10 protein-coding genes are annotated in these 15,210 nt (G+C 64.0%); 6 read left to right on the forward strand and 4 right to left on the reverse strand.

Features of this window, described 5'->3' with window-relative positions:
- Window positions 1-190 precede the first annotated feature (190 nt).
- Together KF708_01970 and KF708_01975 are read left to right on the forward strand one after the other, a co-directional pair.
- Window positions 191-1,123 (forward strand): sugar phosphate isomerase/epimerase, encoded by a 933-nt coding sequence (locus tag KF708_01970; GenBank protein MBX3411456.1) that lies wholly within the window; start codon window positions 191-193, stop codon window positions 1,121-1,123.
- A gap of 199 nt (window positions 1,124-1,322) precedes the next feature.
- The gene (locus KF708_01975; protein MBX3411457.1) at window positions 1,323-2,585 is read left to right on the forward strand and encodes a hypothetical protein; all 1,263 of its coding nucleotides are present in this window, start codon (window positions 1,323-1,325) and stop codon (window positions 2,583-2,585) included.
- 305 nt (window positions 2,586-2,890) lie between these two features.
- Here the strand turns inward: KF708_01975 and KF708_01980 are convergent, their stop codons facing one another.
- Both KF708_01980 and KF708_01985 read right to left on the reverse strand, forming a co-directional pair.
- Window positions 2,891-3,256 (reverse strand): methylated-DNA--[protein]-cysteine S-methyltransferase, encoded by a 366-nt coding sequence (locus KF708_01980; GenBank protein ID MBX3411458.1) that lies wholly within the window; start codon window positions 3,254-3,256, stop codon window positions 2,891-2,893.
- A gap of 174 nt (window positions 3,257-3,430) precedes the next feature.
- Window positions 3,431-4,912 carry a helix-turn-helix domain-containing protein gene (locus tag KF708_01985; protein ID MBX3411459.1) on the reverse strand — a complete coding sequence of 494 codons (1,482 nt, stop codon included), beginning with the start codon at window positions 4,910-4,912 and terminating at the stop codon, window positions 3,431-3,433.
- A 296-nt stretch (window positions 4,913-5,208) separates the two neighbouring features.
- On the opposite strand from KF708_01985, the gene KF708_01990 reads away from it, so the two are divergent.
- The 4 genes from KF708_01990 (at window position 5,209) to KF708_02005 (ending at window position 11,053) form a co-directional block, all read left to right on the forward strand.
- Window positions 5,209-6,231, forward strand: coding sequence for an alcohol dehydrogenase catalytic domain-containing protein (locus tag KF708_01990; GenBank protein ID MBX3411460.1), 1,023 nt, complete (start codon window positions 5,209-5,211; stop codon window positions 6,229-6,231).
- Window positions 6,232-6,436: 205 nt separating this feature from the next.
- On the forward strand, window positions 6,437-7,567 hold the full coding sequence (locus tag KF708_01995) for an ISAs1 family transposase (protein MBX3411461.1): 1,131 nt from the start codon (window positions 6,437-6,439) through the stop codon (window positions 7,565-7,567).
- Window positions 7,568-7,766: 199 nt separating this feature from the next.
- Entirely contained in the window at window positions 7,767-9,353 is a 1,587-nt protein-coding gene (locus KF708_02000; protein MBX3411462.1) for an alkaline phosphatase family protein, read from the forward strand.
- Window positions 9,354-9,418: 65 nt separating this feature from the next.
- The gene (locus KF708_02005; protein MBX3411463.1) at window positions 9,419-11,053 is read left to right on the forward strand and encodes an SDR family NAD(P)-dependent oxidoreductase; all 1,635 of its coding nucleotides are present in this window, start codon (window positions 9,419-9,421) and stop codon (window positions 11,051-11,053) included.
- 39 nt (window positions 11,054-11,092) lie between these two features.
- Here the strand turns inward: KF708_02005 and KF708_02010 are convergent, their stop codons facing one another.
- Together KF708_02010 and KF708_02015 are read right to left on the reverse strand one after the other, a co-directional pair.
- Window positions 11,093-13,600: a hypothetical protein gene (locus KF708_02010; GenBank protein MBX3411464.1), complete on the reverse strand. Its 2,508-nt coding sequence runs from the start codon at window positions 13,598-13,600 to the stop codon at window positions 11,093-11,095.
- Window positions 13,597-15,186 carry an alkaline phosphatase family protein gene (locus KF708_02015; protein ID MBX3411465.1) on the reverse strand — a complete coding sequence of 530 codons (1,590 nt, stop codon included), beginning with the start codon at window positions 15,184-15,186 and terminating at the stop codon, window positions 13,597-13,599. The genes KF708_02010 and KF708_02015 overlap by 4 nt, the downstream gene beginning before the upstream one ends.
- Between the last annotated feature and the right edge of the window lie 24 nt (window positions 15,187-15,210).

The following is a 15,210-nucleotide window of genomic DNA, read 5'->3' on the forward strand; positions in this document are numbered from 1 at the left end:
GCTTCTTGTAGTGATGTCGATTCCCTCTCAGATTGGGCAACAGTCTAACGTCGACCCGTGAGGTATGCCACTCGGCGACAGATTGAAAGGCCGGCCACGGTATTCGTACGATTCGGTTGCACGCCCCAGGAAATCGGGTGAAACTAGCGTACCGGACAAAGATCGATTCCTGGACGAATCTCCCCTATCCATGCCCCTTACCCGTCGCCAATTCACCGCGCTGTCGGCCGCGACCGCTGCCGTGGTCTGCACCGGCCCTCGATGGTCGCAGCCCGATCCTCAGCCCTTTCGGCTGAAGTACCTTCTCGGCTCGTGCCTGTACGGGTACGCGCCCCTGGCCGAGATTTTGCCCGAGGTTCACAAGACCGGCGCGACAGCGGTCGACATCTGGCCCAAGGTGCATGGCAATCAGCGCGAGCAGCTCGACGAGCTGGGCGAGGAGCGCTTCGCTCAGTTGTTGCAACGACACGACGTGACGCTTGTCTGCATCACGCAGTATCCGCTCGGGCCGTTTGGGCTCCAGGACGAGATGCGGCTGGCCGCGCGACTAGGATGCCGCACGATCGTAACCGGTGCTAAAGGGCCGAAGGGGCTCACCGGGACGGAGTTGAAGCAGGCGGTGGGTGAGTTCGTCGAGCAGATGAAACCTCATCTGGCGGTGGCCGAGGAGACGGGCGTGACCATCGCCATCGAGAACCACGCCCACAGCCTGATCGAATCGCCCGACTCTCTGAAATGGTTGGGCGAACTGCGCCCCTCGCGCCATTTGGCCGTGGCCTTTGCTCCTTATCATCTGCCGCAAGACGAAAGGTTGCTGGCCGATCTGATCCGGGCGCTGGGCGACTCGATGGCCGTGTTCTACGCCTGGCAACATGGTAACGGCTGCCACACGAAGCAGCCTAAAGAACAAGAGCTGCTGCAGATGCCGGGACGCGGCCCGCTCGAGTTCGCACCGCTGCTGGCTGCCCTGCGCGAGATCCGCTACCAGGGTTGGACCGAGATTTTCATGCACCCCTTTCCGCGAGGCATCCCGATCCTGGAGACGACCGCGCAGGTCAGCGCCGAAATCAACCGCGCCCGAGCGTACCTCGGCGAGCAACTGTCGGCTGCTTCGACTCCTTAGGCCAGTTCTTTGCGCTCGATGTGGAATGTTTACGCGCTATTGCCAGGGGGGCTTACCTCTCGGGCAATGGCTCAATCTTTAGGCCAGTACGCGGCAGGGGCACCCCGCTAGCAGTCGCCGATCTGTGCGGCGGGAGGCAGGTCGCGTTGCCAATTTCTCGTGCTCCGACTAGATTCGATGCGCGAGAAGAGGATTGGCAATGATTCGATTTACCTGCCCAGGATGCGGCTACCAGTTTGCGTGTGCGGAAAAGCACGCAGGCCGCCGAGCGAAGTGTACCCAGTGCGGGGCGCCGATGGTGGTGCCCCACGGCACGCCCCCTGACGATTGCGCGATCGCCGAGCGAGATTCCTCCGTCGCGGTTGCTACTCTGGCTGCCAAACGCGAACGGGCGGCGGCCATCGTCGCGGCCATGTCGTCGCAGCGCGTTGAAATCCCACCGACCATTGCCGAGCCTGCAGCACGTGGAACGACTCCATCGACTTCTGCCGGCCCGATGGGTTCGGCCGGCTTGTTCGGCGCAATCTCGGGGGGGCTGGCACTCGTGGCGCTGGCGATGATCTTTCTGTTGCCCGTCGCCGTGTACCCGGTGGCGGCCTTGGGGATGCTCGTCGCCGCGGTGGGGATCGTCGCCGTTCGCCGACGGGAAGGGACGGGTAAATCGCTCGTCATCGCCGGCGGCGTGCTGTGCTGCGTGGTTTCGATCGGCTTTGGCATGTTGACGGCGCTGCTGAAGAATATCGAGCAGCAGGACGCGGTGCTGCGGGCCGAAGTCGCGAAGGCCGCCTCGCCCACGCCCCCAGAGGCCGACCCCCTCGAAGCGGCGGAACTGGCCATTCCCAAAACGCCGCCTCCCACGGCCGCCATCGAGGCCTTGCAGGCCACGGCGGCGTTCGCCGAGCCGAAACGCCTGGGCGAGGTAGAGGTGCGGATCGTTTCCGTGCATTTCGATGTCGCCCCCACGAAGACGGTCGCCGAGATGCGCGTGGACAGGAGCGGCACGTTCGACTATTCACTGAAGAAGCTGCGGGAGGAACAGCAATATCTCGTGCTACGACTTTGCGTGCGCAATACGAGCGCCGCGAACGATCTGGAATACAACTCGTGGGGTGGCGAACAGTCGGCGCTCTTCGGTGTGAACGCCACGTTGCACGATGAGCGAGGCCAGCGCTACGCGCGTGTCGATGCGCCAAAAGAGGATCCTTACGTCGAGCACATCGCGGCGGATTTTATTTCGCCAGGGGAGGAGATCATCGACGCCATCGTGTTCGAGAAGCCCCGGCCCGGCGTCACCAAGGTCACGGTGGAATTGCTTGGCAAGGCCGTTTCGCAGGCAGGAAGTCTGTCGATCGACATTCCCGTGGCGCAGATCGTATCAGTCGATGAATTCGGCGTTCCCGTACGCCTCGATGAGGCCAAGCGTCCGGCGGTTCCTTTCGCCGAGAACGACGACCGCATGTAAAGACGCAGCTTTCTTGCGAGTGTGCCGAAGTGGCGCTCGAGCGTTGGGTTCGCGCGGAGTTGCGGAGTAAGGAAGAGACAGGGGGCACGCGGAGAAATCGACGTCGGAGTGTGGCGGCCTCTCTTTGCTTGAAGGAAAGCCAAGAAGATTCGGTGTAGGGTGTTTCGGTCGATCTCTTTTGCTTGAGCGGTTCCTTATCTTCTTGTCACTGCGCGACACCGACCATCTTGCGACTTGGAGTTGTTGCAGAAGGGAAGTTTTTTCCGCAAGGTGATCGGTGCTACCCCGCCACTCTTTTTGCGCGATCAGGCGCCCGCTCGTTCGCAGGGACGGTCACACGTCGAGGCGGCCGTCGTGCGTTCCCATGCGAGCAGCCACTGCTTGTTGGCGACTCCCCCCGCGTAGCCCGTCAGAGAGCCATTCGCGCCGACCACGCGGTGACACGGCACGAGGATGGATACGGGATTGCGGCCATTGGCATGGCCCACGGCTCTCGAGGCCTGGGGATTACCCACGCGGAGCGCGAGCTCGGCGTATGTGATGGTCGTGCCGTAAGGAATCTTCGCCAGTGCTTGCCAGACTCGCTGTTGAAACGGCGTGCCGACGAGTTTGAGCGGTACGTCGAATTGCTGCCGCTGGCCGTGGAAATACTCGTTCAATTGTTCGCGCACGGTCGCGAATGCCGCGTGCGAACGTTGCCAGGCTGGATCGACCCCCGGCCATCGCTTGTGCCGGGGGAGAAACAGTCCCGTGACGAAGGCGCCATCTCCGCGAACGACCAACTCTCCCAGTGGACTGTCGATGTAGTCGAAGCAAGTGGCGTCGGGCATGGAGCATGGTTCCTTTCAGGATGATGCTTTGCCGAAGGGGATGTGCGGCAACGACGGCGAGAGACTTTCCCACAAGTGCAAGGCAGCATAGGCACGCCAGGGGCGCCATCGCTCGGCGGCACGTTCGAGGGCACCGGCGGATTTCATGCGCGAGGCTTTGAGCAATCCCAAATCGCTTGCAGGAAACGCGTCGGGCCAGCGCAACGTGCGCAGGGCGATGTACTCGGCGGTCCAGACGCCGATGCCGGGCAGTTTTTTGAGTTGGGCGATTGTTGCCGGCGGATCGGAGCCAGGTTCGAGATCGATCTGACGGCGCATGACTGCGCGAGCCAGACTGCGCAGGCTGGCGGCGCGAGCACTCGGCAATCCCAGCGCGGCTAGAGTCGAAGTTCTGGCGTTGGCGAGAGTCTGGGCCGTGGGAGCAAGTCGGTTCAGACACGCCAGGGGAGTGACGATCGGTTCGCCGAATCGCGCCGCGAAGCGACCTGCCAGCGTCGAGGCGGCGCGCACCGAGATCTGTTGTCCCAGGATAGCTCGCAGGCCGAGTTCAAAAGAGTCGAACGCCCCCGGCACGCGCAATCCGGGGCGAGTGGCCACGCAGGTTGCGAGCAGCGGATCGGGTGCAAGGTGCGCAGCAATGAGGTCGGGGCGAGCATCGAGATCGAAAAGCTGGCGCAGCTTGACGAGGATGGCCGGCAATGCCGTCGCGAGCGCGGTGTCCAATTCGACCGCGAGCAGATGACGAGCGTCGATGGGCGAGACGCAGAGCCAGCCCACTTGGCTGCCGACTCGGGCCGTACGATAGTAGGCGCCATCGCGTACGCATTCGACGCCGGGAATGGCCCGGGCGGCGAGAAAGCGCAAGAGCGCGTCCCAGGCATAGGGGGGACGATAGGTCAGCATGAGACGCAAACGATCGTTGGCGGCCGGCCGCGGTGCGGAACGGCGCAGTTCGCTCGGCGTCAGTCGATAGTGCTGGCGAAAGAGAGTATTGAAACGGCGCACGCTGGCGAATCCGGCCGCGTAAGCGACCTGGACCAAGGGCAATGGCGTGTCGGCAATCAGACGCTTGGCCAGCAACAGGCGATTCGTTTGCGCAAGTTCGACGGGAGTCACGCCCAGTTCTTCCAGCATCGAGCGGCGCAATTGTCGCGAGCTGATTTGGAGGCTGGCGGCAAGCTGTTCGAGCTTGCCCGATCCGTTCAGGGCGCCGGCTTCGATGCGGGCCGCGGCCGTTCGCGCGATCCGACGCGAGCTATCGACCGGCGCCAGTCCCGGCGCGAGTTCGGGGCGGCAACGCAAGCAGGGGCGAAATCCGGCCTGTTCGGCACGGGGAGCACTGGCGAAGAAACGACAATTGCGACGCGCCGGTGTTCTTGCCGTGCAGACGGGGCGACAGTAGATGCCGGTCGTTTGGACGCCGACGAAGAACAACCCGTCGAAGCGGCGATCGCGCGCGACGAGCGCTCGGTAGCAGGCGTCATCCTGAATGGTCATACTCGAATTGTAGCGGCGGCGCGAGGCATCGCTCGCCGTTTTCGGACACGCATCTCGGAATTCAGCGCAGGCGCGGTCCAGACACTTTACTTCACGTTTTCACAAGACTGCCGGCGTGGCAGCGCCGTCGTGCAAGGATTGGCCATCGTCCACGATCGTGCTTTCGCAGTCTACCGCATGAAGTTTCGGTGAGCGGACCGTGCCACGCTTCAAGTCGATACGGGCGACGCTATAATTGTCGCCGGCAAGCCGCGCCCGAGAGTCTTCATTCTCTCCATCGTGTCAGGAGTCTTACGATGTCGAGCATGCGCGCCGTTCAGGTATCGCGTCCCGGGGGCCCTCTCGAACTGGTCGAGCGTCCCATTCCGAGTCCAGGTTCGGGGCAGGTGCGTATCAAGGTTCATGCCTGCGGCATTTGCCATAGCGATGCCTTGACGAAGGACGGCACCTGGGCCGGGCTCGAGTTTCCGCGCGTGCCGGGGCACGAAGTGATCGGCGTGATCGATGCCGTCGGAAAGGATGTCCCCACGCGTTGGACGCCTGGCCAGCGCGTCGGCGTCGGATGGCACGCCGGACACTGCGGCTACTGCGACACGTGCCGGCGCAGCGATTACTTTGCGTGCGAGACCGGCATCCAGGTCACCGGCATTTCGTTCGACGGTGGATACGCGGACTATATGGTCGCTCCCTACACCGCGCTGGCCGTGATGCCTGGGGAACTGGCGGACATCGAGGCTGCCCCGCTGATGTGTGCCGGACTGACGACGTTCAATGCGCTGCGCCATTGCGGCGCTCGCCCGGGCGATCTGGTGGCCATCCTGGGGCTGGGGGGACTGGGGCACCTGGGCGTGCAGTACGCAGCCAAGATGGGATTTCGCACGGCGGCGATTGCCCGCGGCGAGGACAAGGCGCCTCTGGCCCAGGAGTTGGGCGCCACCCATTACATCGATAGCCGATCTTCCGATCCCGCGGTGGAGTTGGCGAAGCTTGGGGGCGCCAAGGCCGTGATTGCCACCGTGACCAACGGCCCCGCGATGGCCGCGACGCTGGGGGGACTCGCCCCGCACGGTCGCTTGTTCGTGGTGGGGGCCGCCCCCGAGACCGTCGATGCGCCTCCGCTGACGCTCATCATGGGGCGCCGCGCCATCGAGGGATGGTATTCCGGCACCTCGATCGACGCCCAAGACACGCTTTCGTTCAGCGCCCAGTCGGGCGTGCGATCGAGGAACGAGGTTTTCCCACTCGAACAAGCTGCCGAGGCGTACGAACGGATGATCAGCGGCAAGGCACGCTTTCGCGTCGTGCTGACGATGACGTAGTGGCTGCTCCCGAGCGGCAGGCGAGAGGAGGCTCGGGCTGGCCGCGGTGAGCGTGGCGCTTCTGCCGGATGCGCTTTCGCGGGGGGATGGGGCAGGGCGATTGCGCCATATTAGGTAATCTGTCATGTTCTTGGCAAGTCGGCGTTTGCACAATCGCGAGAGGGTCTTGCGTTGGCGGCGGCTGTGACTTGCCAGGAGAGTCTCAATGGTGCGGCGGAGGACTGCTCGGTTCGAGGAACATTTCGATCACCTGACCGACCCGCGACGGCGGGAAGGTGTTTATCCGCTGGTGAACATCGTGGTCATCGCCGTGTGTGCGGTGATTAGCGGCGCGGACGACTTCGTGGCGATCGCAGATTGGGCCAATCTGAAGAAGGACTGGCTGGCGAAGTTTCTCGACCTAAGCGCGGGCATTCCCTCGCACGATCGCTTCAACGCCCTCTTCCGCGCGTTGAAGCCGGCCGAGTTCGAGCAGTGCCTGCTGAGTTGGATCACGGCGCTGCACGAGGTCACGGACGGTCAGGTGGTGGCCATCGACGGCAAGACCTTGCGTCGCAGTTTCGACACAGCGTCGAGCAAGGCGGCCATTCACATGGTCAGTGCCTGGGCTACGGCCAACTCGATCAGCCTGGGCCAAGTGGTCACGGACGAGAAGTCGAACGAGATCACGGCCATCCCAAAACTACTGCAAATACTGGAGATTTCGGGCTCTCTGGTGACGATCGACGCGATGGGCTGCCAGAAAGAGATCGCCCGGCAGATCGTCGAGGCGAAGGCCGACTACGTGCTGGCGGTGAAAGACAACCAGCCCAAGCTGTGCGAAGCGATCCGCGATTTCTTCAGCGAACACCTGGAAGACGATTTGCAGCAGGTGGCGCATCGCCGGCACGAAACGCACGAGAAGGGGCACGGCCGTCACGACGATCGTTATTACTATCTGGCCAAGCTGCCCGACGATTTTCCCCTGGCCGAGGAGTGGCCCGGCCTGAAAGCGATCGGCCTGGCGGTCCGCGTGACGGAACACATGGACGGACGCACGAGCGACGACGTGCGCTATTACATCACCAGTCGCTACCTGAGTGGCAAGCGCTTTGCTGAAGCAGTGCGCGGGCACTGGGGCATTGAAAACTCGTTGCACTGGCAACTCGATGTGACGTTCGGAGAAGATCAGAGCCGGATCCGCAAAGGGCACGCCGACGCCAACTTCAGCCTGCTGCGAAGAGCCTCGCTCAGCCTGCTCAAGAACAACAAATCCAAGAAGCTCGGCGTGAAGAACAAACGACTCTCCGCCGCCTGGAGCGACGACTATCGACTCCAAGTCCTCTGCGGAACTTGACTTTTGGTGCAATCGCCCTGGGGGATGGGGCCCGCGGAAAAAACGCCAAAAATTGTGGGGCATGGTGCCGCGTGTGCGCGGCGGCGTTGTTACAATCGTGCGATTGTGACCCTCCGCCCGCCGGAATCCGTTGGCTGAAACGAACCGTTTGGGCAGATCTTTTTTTCCCTGGTTGCCACAACTAGCGGCTCATTCGCGTATGGATCCTACGCTGCTCATCGGGTTGGACGGTGCGACGTTTTCGGTGCTCGATCCGCTGATCGCCGAAGGGCATCTACCTCACTTGGCGCGGCTGATTTCCGGAGGCGTGCGCGCCACATTGCGCACGACGCCCCATCCGCTGACGCCCCCCGCGTGGACCACGCTGATGACGGGTCGTGGTCCGGGCAGCCACGGCATCTTCGATTTCCTGCGCTCCGAGCTCCGTAGCGGCGGCGCGTACTTCACGCTGAACAACTTTCGCGACATCCGTACCGAAACGATCTGGACGATCGTCAGCCGACTCGGCGGGCGCGTGATCTCGCTCAACTTTCCCCTCATGGCGCCTCCGCCCGCCGTGAATGGCGTCATCGTGCCGGGGCTTTTGTCGTTTCGTCACCTGCGACGCAACGTCTTCCCGCTCGAGCTGTACGACGAGCTCAAAACGCTCGATGGTTTCAGCTCGCAGGCCTTGTCGTGGGACTTCGAGCACGAAAAGAAGGCGTTGCAGCTCATTCCCGAGGAAGAGTTGGAACCCTGGGTCACGTTCCACATCGAGCGCGAGAAGCAATGGTTCTCGATCCTCGAGCATTTGATGCGCACGCGCCCGGCCGATCTCACGGCGGTCATGTTCGACGGGGTCGACAAGCTGCAGCACGGTTGCTGGCGCTTTCTCGACCCGGCGTGGTTTCCCGCGCAGCCGAATGCGTTCGAGCGCAAGATGCGCGATTTGTGTGTGCGGTATTTCCATGAGCTCGATGGTTTCATCGGGCGGATCGTGGCCCAGGCGCCGGCCGACGCCCGCGTTTTTCTCGCCTCGGATCACGGTTTCGGTCCGACGACCAAGGTGTTCCGCATCAATAAATGGCTGGAACAATTGGGCCTGCTGCACTGGCAACAGGAAGGGGGCACGGGGGGACCGCGCACCGGCGCGCACTACGTGGCCCTCGATTGGCAAACAACCAAGGCCTACGCCCCCAGCGCCGCGACCAACGGCATCCACATCCGGGTCGAACAGCAGCCAGGGGATGGAGGCGTGCCTCGCGCGGAGTATGAGTCGTTCCGCCGTCAATTGATCGATCCATTGCTCGCCCTGCGCGATCCAGCCGACGGCACCCCACTGGTCAAAGAGGTGCTGTTGCGCGAGGAGGCCTTCCCTGGCCGAGAACTCGGGCACGGGCCCGATCTGACCCTGGTGATGTGCGATCACGGCTTCGTCTCGGTGCTCGATGCCGAACCGGTGATCTGGACTCGCCCCATCGTGGCGGGCACGCACTATCCCGAAGGCATCTTGATTGCCCACGGACCAGGCATCCGCCAGGGAGAGACGTTGCCCGAGCAGTCGATTCTTGACGTGGCAGCCACGTTGCTCCATAGCCTTGGCGAGACGATTCCAAGCGACTTCGAGAGCCGCGTGATGCAAGAAGTTTTCACGCCCGAGTTCGCCGCCGCGCGTCCGGTTCGCACGGGCGCGGCGACGATTTCCGTCGGCGGCGCGCCGGTCACCGCGCCATCGACCGACGAAGAAGATGCCGAGGCGGAAGAAAAGATCATGGAACGCCTGCGGCAATTGGGATACGTCGAATAAAGGTTGCCGCCGGTGCTGGGCCGATCTTCGCGAGCCATGCCTTACGGATTGGACTGAGGTCGCGCATGGCGCTGTTTTCTGCAGATCGACTGCTCGATCGCGTGGCGATCGTCACCGGCGCCAGTGGCGGCATTGGCCGCGCCACGTGTATGGCGCTGGCTCGCTCGGGGGCACATATTGTAGCCGTCGGTCGTAGCGAAGAGCGACTTGCCGCGACGGCCTCGCTCGTGTCGAAAGCGGGCGCCGGGCGCGGCCAGGTGCTGACGCTTTCGCTCGACGTCCGCGACGAAGCCGACATGCAGCAGATGGCCGAGCAGACGCTCGAACGATTCGGCCGCATCGACATGCTGGTGAACGTAGCGGGCATTTTGCGGGCGCGTGGCGCCTCGTTGCGTACCGTGGCGCGGTTGTCGGCCAGCGAATGGGACGAGGTGCTCGACATCAATCTGCGCGGGACGTTTCTCGCGAATCGTGCCGTGCTGCCGGCGATGCTCGCGGCGCGGCGCGGCGACATCTTGAATCTATCGTCGAAGTCGGGACGTGTGGGCATCGCCTTCGATGCCCCCTACTGCGCGTCGAAGTTCGGCGTGATCGGTCTCACGGAAGCGGTGGCCGAAGAGGCACGCCCCTACGGCGTGCGCGTGCAGGTCCTCGTGCCGGGGGAATTCGCCACCGACGTTTTGCAGCAGGCGGGTCCGGTGCCGCGTCCGACGGATCTTCCGCCGCCGGAACGCGTGGCCCACACCATTCGCTGGATGCTTTCCGTTCCGGCCGATACACGATTGATCGCGCCGGTGTTCGAACCGTTCAAACGCAGCGGCGCCGGATGGCGCGGCGGCAAGGCAGGGACGGATGGTCCCGCCAAACCAGTTTCAGCAGCGAAGGAAACAGCGATGGAAACACAAGCCACCAGTGCGCCCGAGGATCTGCGGGGAAAGGTGGTGATCGTGACGGGGGGGACCGGCGGCATCGGGCTTGCCACGGTCAAGGCCGTGGCCGCCGAGCAAGGGTCCGTGGTGGTCGCCGATCTCGACGCCGAGCGCGTGGCAGCGGTCGTGGCGGAACTCGAAGCAGGAGAAGCAGGAGAGGCGGGCGCCCACTTGGGACTGGCGATCGACGTGCGCCGCGAGGAAGATCACGAGCGGCTCGTGCAGCAGACGCTAGAGAAGTTCGGCCGCATCGATGCGTTGATCGCCTGCGCCGGCATTCTGCGTAAACGCGGAACGCCCCCCAAGCCGCTGGTTGACGTGACAATCGACGAGTGGAACGACGTGATCGATATCAATCTCAAGGGAGTGTTTCTCTCGAACCGCGCCGTGCTGCCCACGATGATCGCGCAGCGCGGAGGGACGATCATCAATCTGTCGTCGGTTTCGGGCTTGCAGGGGCGCGCTCACGACGGCCCCTATTGCGCCTCGAAGTTTGGCGTGATCGGCCTGTCGCAATCGGTGGCCGACGAGGTGCGCAGCTACGGCATCAAGGTGCAGGCCCTGATGCCGCACGCCGTGGCGACCCCCTTCTGGGAACAAAACAAGCCGGCGCCGATGCCGGGAGACGCCCTGCCCCCCGAGCGTGTGGCCGACTTGATCGTCTTCATGCTGATGCAACCGGAAGATACGGTGCTCGTCGGGCCGGTGATTGCCCCCTTGGGAGCGCGAAGACGCCGGGCGCCAGGCAAGAGCTCGACCGCGGCCGAGTAATCCGCGACCGCGCTGCCACGGATGTGCAGGTGCGAACGCTCAACTGGGCACACTTTCGGACGGGGCGGAATCGGCTCCGGGCATTTGGCCACGGACGACGACGTATGCGTCGACGATCAGGTCGCCCCCCGGCAGCGCGCGCAGGATCGCCTCGTAGTCTTCTTTCTCGAGATGATAGAGCAATAGCTTCGAGCCGAAGTAAATGCGGCTCGATTTGTTGAAGCGATACCACGTCTCGTGCGTCACGTCGGTGATGTGGATATCGACGAGGCCGGCCTGGGCGAGCATCGCTGCCAGATCGCTTACGATTTTGTCCGAGACATACTCGACCGACTGCCGCGCGACTCCCTCGTCGAGCGTGGGGCCGATCGGATCGGCGGCCACGATGACCCCACCGGCAACAAGTCGCTCGGCGAGAGTTTGATAGGCCGCCGCGCGCTCGAGCGAGGAGAATGCCTCGACGGCCAGGATGACGTCGAACTGGTCTGAGGGGAGCGGCTCGTCGGGCTCGCACGTGGTCACGAATGCCTGCGGCAGCAAGCGGGTGATGATGGCTGGCGCATCCGCCGCGCCGCGCGCGATGGCCAGCACTCGCGGCGACGTCGTGGCCAGATCGGCCCGCGAGGTGAGGGCCAGGGCGGTCAGTTCTTCGACGAGGCCTTTCGCGGCTTCGCCGCCGGATAGTTCCTCGCGGCGCCAATAACCCGTGTTGCGCAGCGCGGTGCCGTGGTAGAAGCCCGCGATGGTCGTCGCGGTATCCGTGGGGAGGACGATCGAGTCTCGCTCTTCGATCGAGAGACGCGTGTAGGGATCGGCCGCTAACGACAACGTATGGTCGTGACGAAACTCCGGCTCGTGATGCCGGGGGCGAGCGGACGGGTTGTCGAGCGTGGTCTCATGCCAGACTCGGTCGAGCATCTCTGGCGGCTCGGGGGCGCCTGGGGCGCTATCGCCCAGGTCGGGCAGCGCGAGGACGCGCTCGCCCAACGTGCGGCTACCGCTTTCGATGCCCGTGAGCGGTGGGAGCGTTTCACCCGCCGCGAAATCATCGGCGGTGAGATCTCCCTTGTGGTCGTGCGATCCGTGCCAGACTTCGACCCCCCCCTGGGGATTCAAGAGATAGCGCCAGCCTTCCGGCGAGCGCATGGCGACGTTCGGACCGTAGGGATTCGCGGTTCCGACAAACAAGCCGCGCGGTGTCGAAAGCAGCGAGCGAATGCCCCAGTTGTAAGGATTGCCGAAGCCGTTGCGCGTGACGGGGATCCACCGATCGCCGTCGGCCGTACACCACAGCTCGCAACCGCCACGCCAGCGCATGTACTGCTCGACCGTGCGCTCGTCGAAGGCTCGCCGCTCGGGCGCCTTGGGATCGCCGAACGGGAGCATCGAGGATGAATCCATCGTGCCGACGTAGAGGCAACCGTCGTGCTGACACATGCGCCAGATATAACCGGCAAAGGGATTGTCGAAGCCCGCGCCCAGGCCGCTGCGGGGAACTTTGAGCCCATAGCGCGTCATGCGCGGATCGCCGGCGACGACGTCCCAGGTATCGTCGGGATAGACGCGGATCACCTCGCCGGCGGCGGGACCGATGTTGTTCACCTTGTCGTAGCCGCCGTTCTGCACGCCGGTGCCGAAGTAGACGCAACCCTGGAACTCCGTCAGGCAGACGACGCCCTGGTTGTAGTAACTCGCGCGATCGGCGCCGCGGTCAAGCACCTTGGTCCAGCGGAAGGGGGGCTCGCCTTCGGCCTTGGTCTTCCAGAGCTGGCAGCCTTCGCGGATGTTCATCGTGCCGGCGTAGAGGTAATCGCCGGCGACGCACATGTCGTAGACGCCATAGTTCGATGGATCGCCAAAGGCATTGACGTTCGCCGGCTGCCACGCGCCGGTGGCCGGATCGTCGGAACAGAAGATCACGGCCTGGTAGGCCAGGTTGGGGTCGGCGCCGCGCGAGCCGGCCGGCGCCATGAAGAGCCGATCGCGAAGCGCGATCATCGAGCGGTACGCCGTGATGTTGCCGTCGCCGAGCCCCAGCCCGGGCTGGCCGATTTGCTCGAAATTGCTGCCATCGGAGGAGCGCAAGAGTACCGGCCCGATGCCGAAGGAACCGCAACTGGGAATGGTGTACAGGCAGGGATGCGAATCGCTTCGTCCCTGGAAGACGGCCATCGAGCGGAACCCGGCGGCCACGGGGACCGTGCGACCGTCGATGCCGGCCGTGACGGGGGACTTGTAGACGCGGTCCCAGTGATCGGCCTGGGCGTCGTAGCGCCAGATCTCTCCCCCTTGTTCGCGCGGATCGAACGCCGCGGGGACCTCGACCGGCCAGACCTGCGTCGGAATGTCGAACTTGAAACGCGTGCGCGCGAGGACCAGCAGATCGCGGTGCGTGCCGATGTAGAGATAGCCCTGGTGCCAGGCGTAGCTGTAGGCGTACGAGTTGTGACCGTCGCCAAAGCCGTGCGCCGCGATGCGGCGAAAGTTGCCGATCGAAAGTCCGCGCGAGCGCGACTTGTCGAGCGATCGATCGGCTACCGCGTTCATTCGATATATCCCAGGCTCTTCAGGCGTTCCATCAGGATCGCTTCGTCTTCAGCGTCCATTTCCTCCTCGGCCGGGGCCTCTTCTTCCGAACCTTGATCGGCCGGGTTCGTCGATTGGTCGGCCACGGGAGGGGCGAGACGCGGCGGATCGCTGGCCAGATAACCGGGATCGTAGAACTCGGTCGGCACGTGTCCGTCGTACTCGGCCGGAATCTCCAAACCCAGGCTATGCAGCAAGAGGGGGGCCACGTCGAGGATGTTGAGCAGCTCGGTTTTGACCCCGCTGTGCAGCCCCATTCCCTTCCCCAACAATACGCCATGCGGATGGTGCGTGCCGAAGGGGGCGGAGCGGGGCCGGACCACCACGCTCGAATTCAGCACGGAAACAAAGCCGAAATCGCGCAGCTCGACAGTCAGATCGGGAAACTTTTCCATCCGGGGACCGGCAAAGATCTCCTCGCGCGTGCGGACGTGCGTCACGACCTGCCCGCCGTCGGGACCGCGCAGCTCGAGCAATCGGCGGATCAACTCTCGGCGGAAGGGGTCGTACTCGCCGGGGGGTGTCTGAATCCAGATGCCGTTGGCGCTCGGCGTGAAGGCGAACGCCTGGCTGCGTTCCAGGTCGATCGCGTTGACGTCGTTCTCCGGCTTGAGCGTGGCGCAAGCTTCCTCTTGATCCTCCTGCTGCTGCCCTTTCCAGACCAGCCAGCCTTGCTCAGCGAGCCAGCGGTTGATGTAGAGGATCTCGTGGCTGGCGGTGAAGCCGTGATCGGAGACGACGAAGACCCGGCCCCAGGGACCGACCAGGTCGAGCGTGCGGCCGAGGAACGCATCGATCTGCGCGAAGTACTCGTGGCATAGCCCGATCACCTCGGACTCCCACGCGGTGGGCTTTTTCGGCGCGAAGGCCGGGTCGAGATAGCGATAGGCCAGATGCTGCAGCTTGTCGACGCCGTCGAAGACGATCGCTGAGAGATCGCTCGGCTCGTGCTGCATCAGGTGCGCGAGAATGCCGAACCAGGCGCGATCGCGCGCGATGTGGTGGCGCAACCAGTCGGCCCAGAGTTCCGGGGCCATCTCTTGCAGCACCTGGCGCTCGATCTCGAGGTCGAGTCCGAGGACCTTGGCGTCGAGCCCCTCGACTCCTTCCAACCGCGCGAAGAGATCGCGGGGAAAGCTGGAACGGCGCAGGTGCCGCCCCGACGTGAAGCCGGGAATCGAGTGGCCGCGAATCTCTTGCGCGGGCGCCGTGCCATAGTAATTGAGCACCGTGACTCGGCGTCCCTGCCGCGAGACGTAGTGCCAGAGGGTCTCGGCATGATTGTCGCGCGAGTCGTTGATGTGGCCGTAATTGCCTTGCGCTCCCCAACGGAACTGCGCCCAGTCGGCAATGCCGTGATGTCCGGGGCTGCGCCCCGTGGCCAGCGTGGTCCAGGCCTGGGGCGTGAGGGGCAGGGGAGAGGACTGCAGCGGAGCGCGAACGCCTGCGGCGTAGATTCGTCCGAGGTTCGGCATCACGCCGCGCGCGACCAACTCGTCGAGAATCGTATAGGTAGCGCCATCCAGGCCGAAAAGAACCGTTTTCATAACTACCGATCGTTGTTCACCAGT

It is taken from the genome of Pirellulales bacterium (assembly GCA_019636335.1).
GTDB lineage: Bacteria > Planctomycetota > Planctomycetia > Pirellulales > JAEUIK01 > JAHBXR01.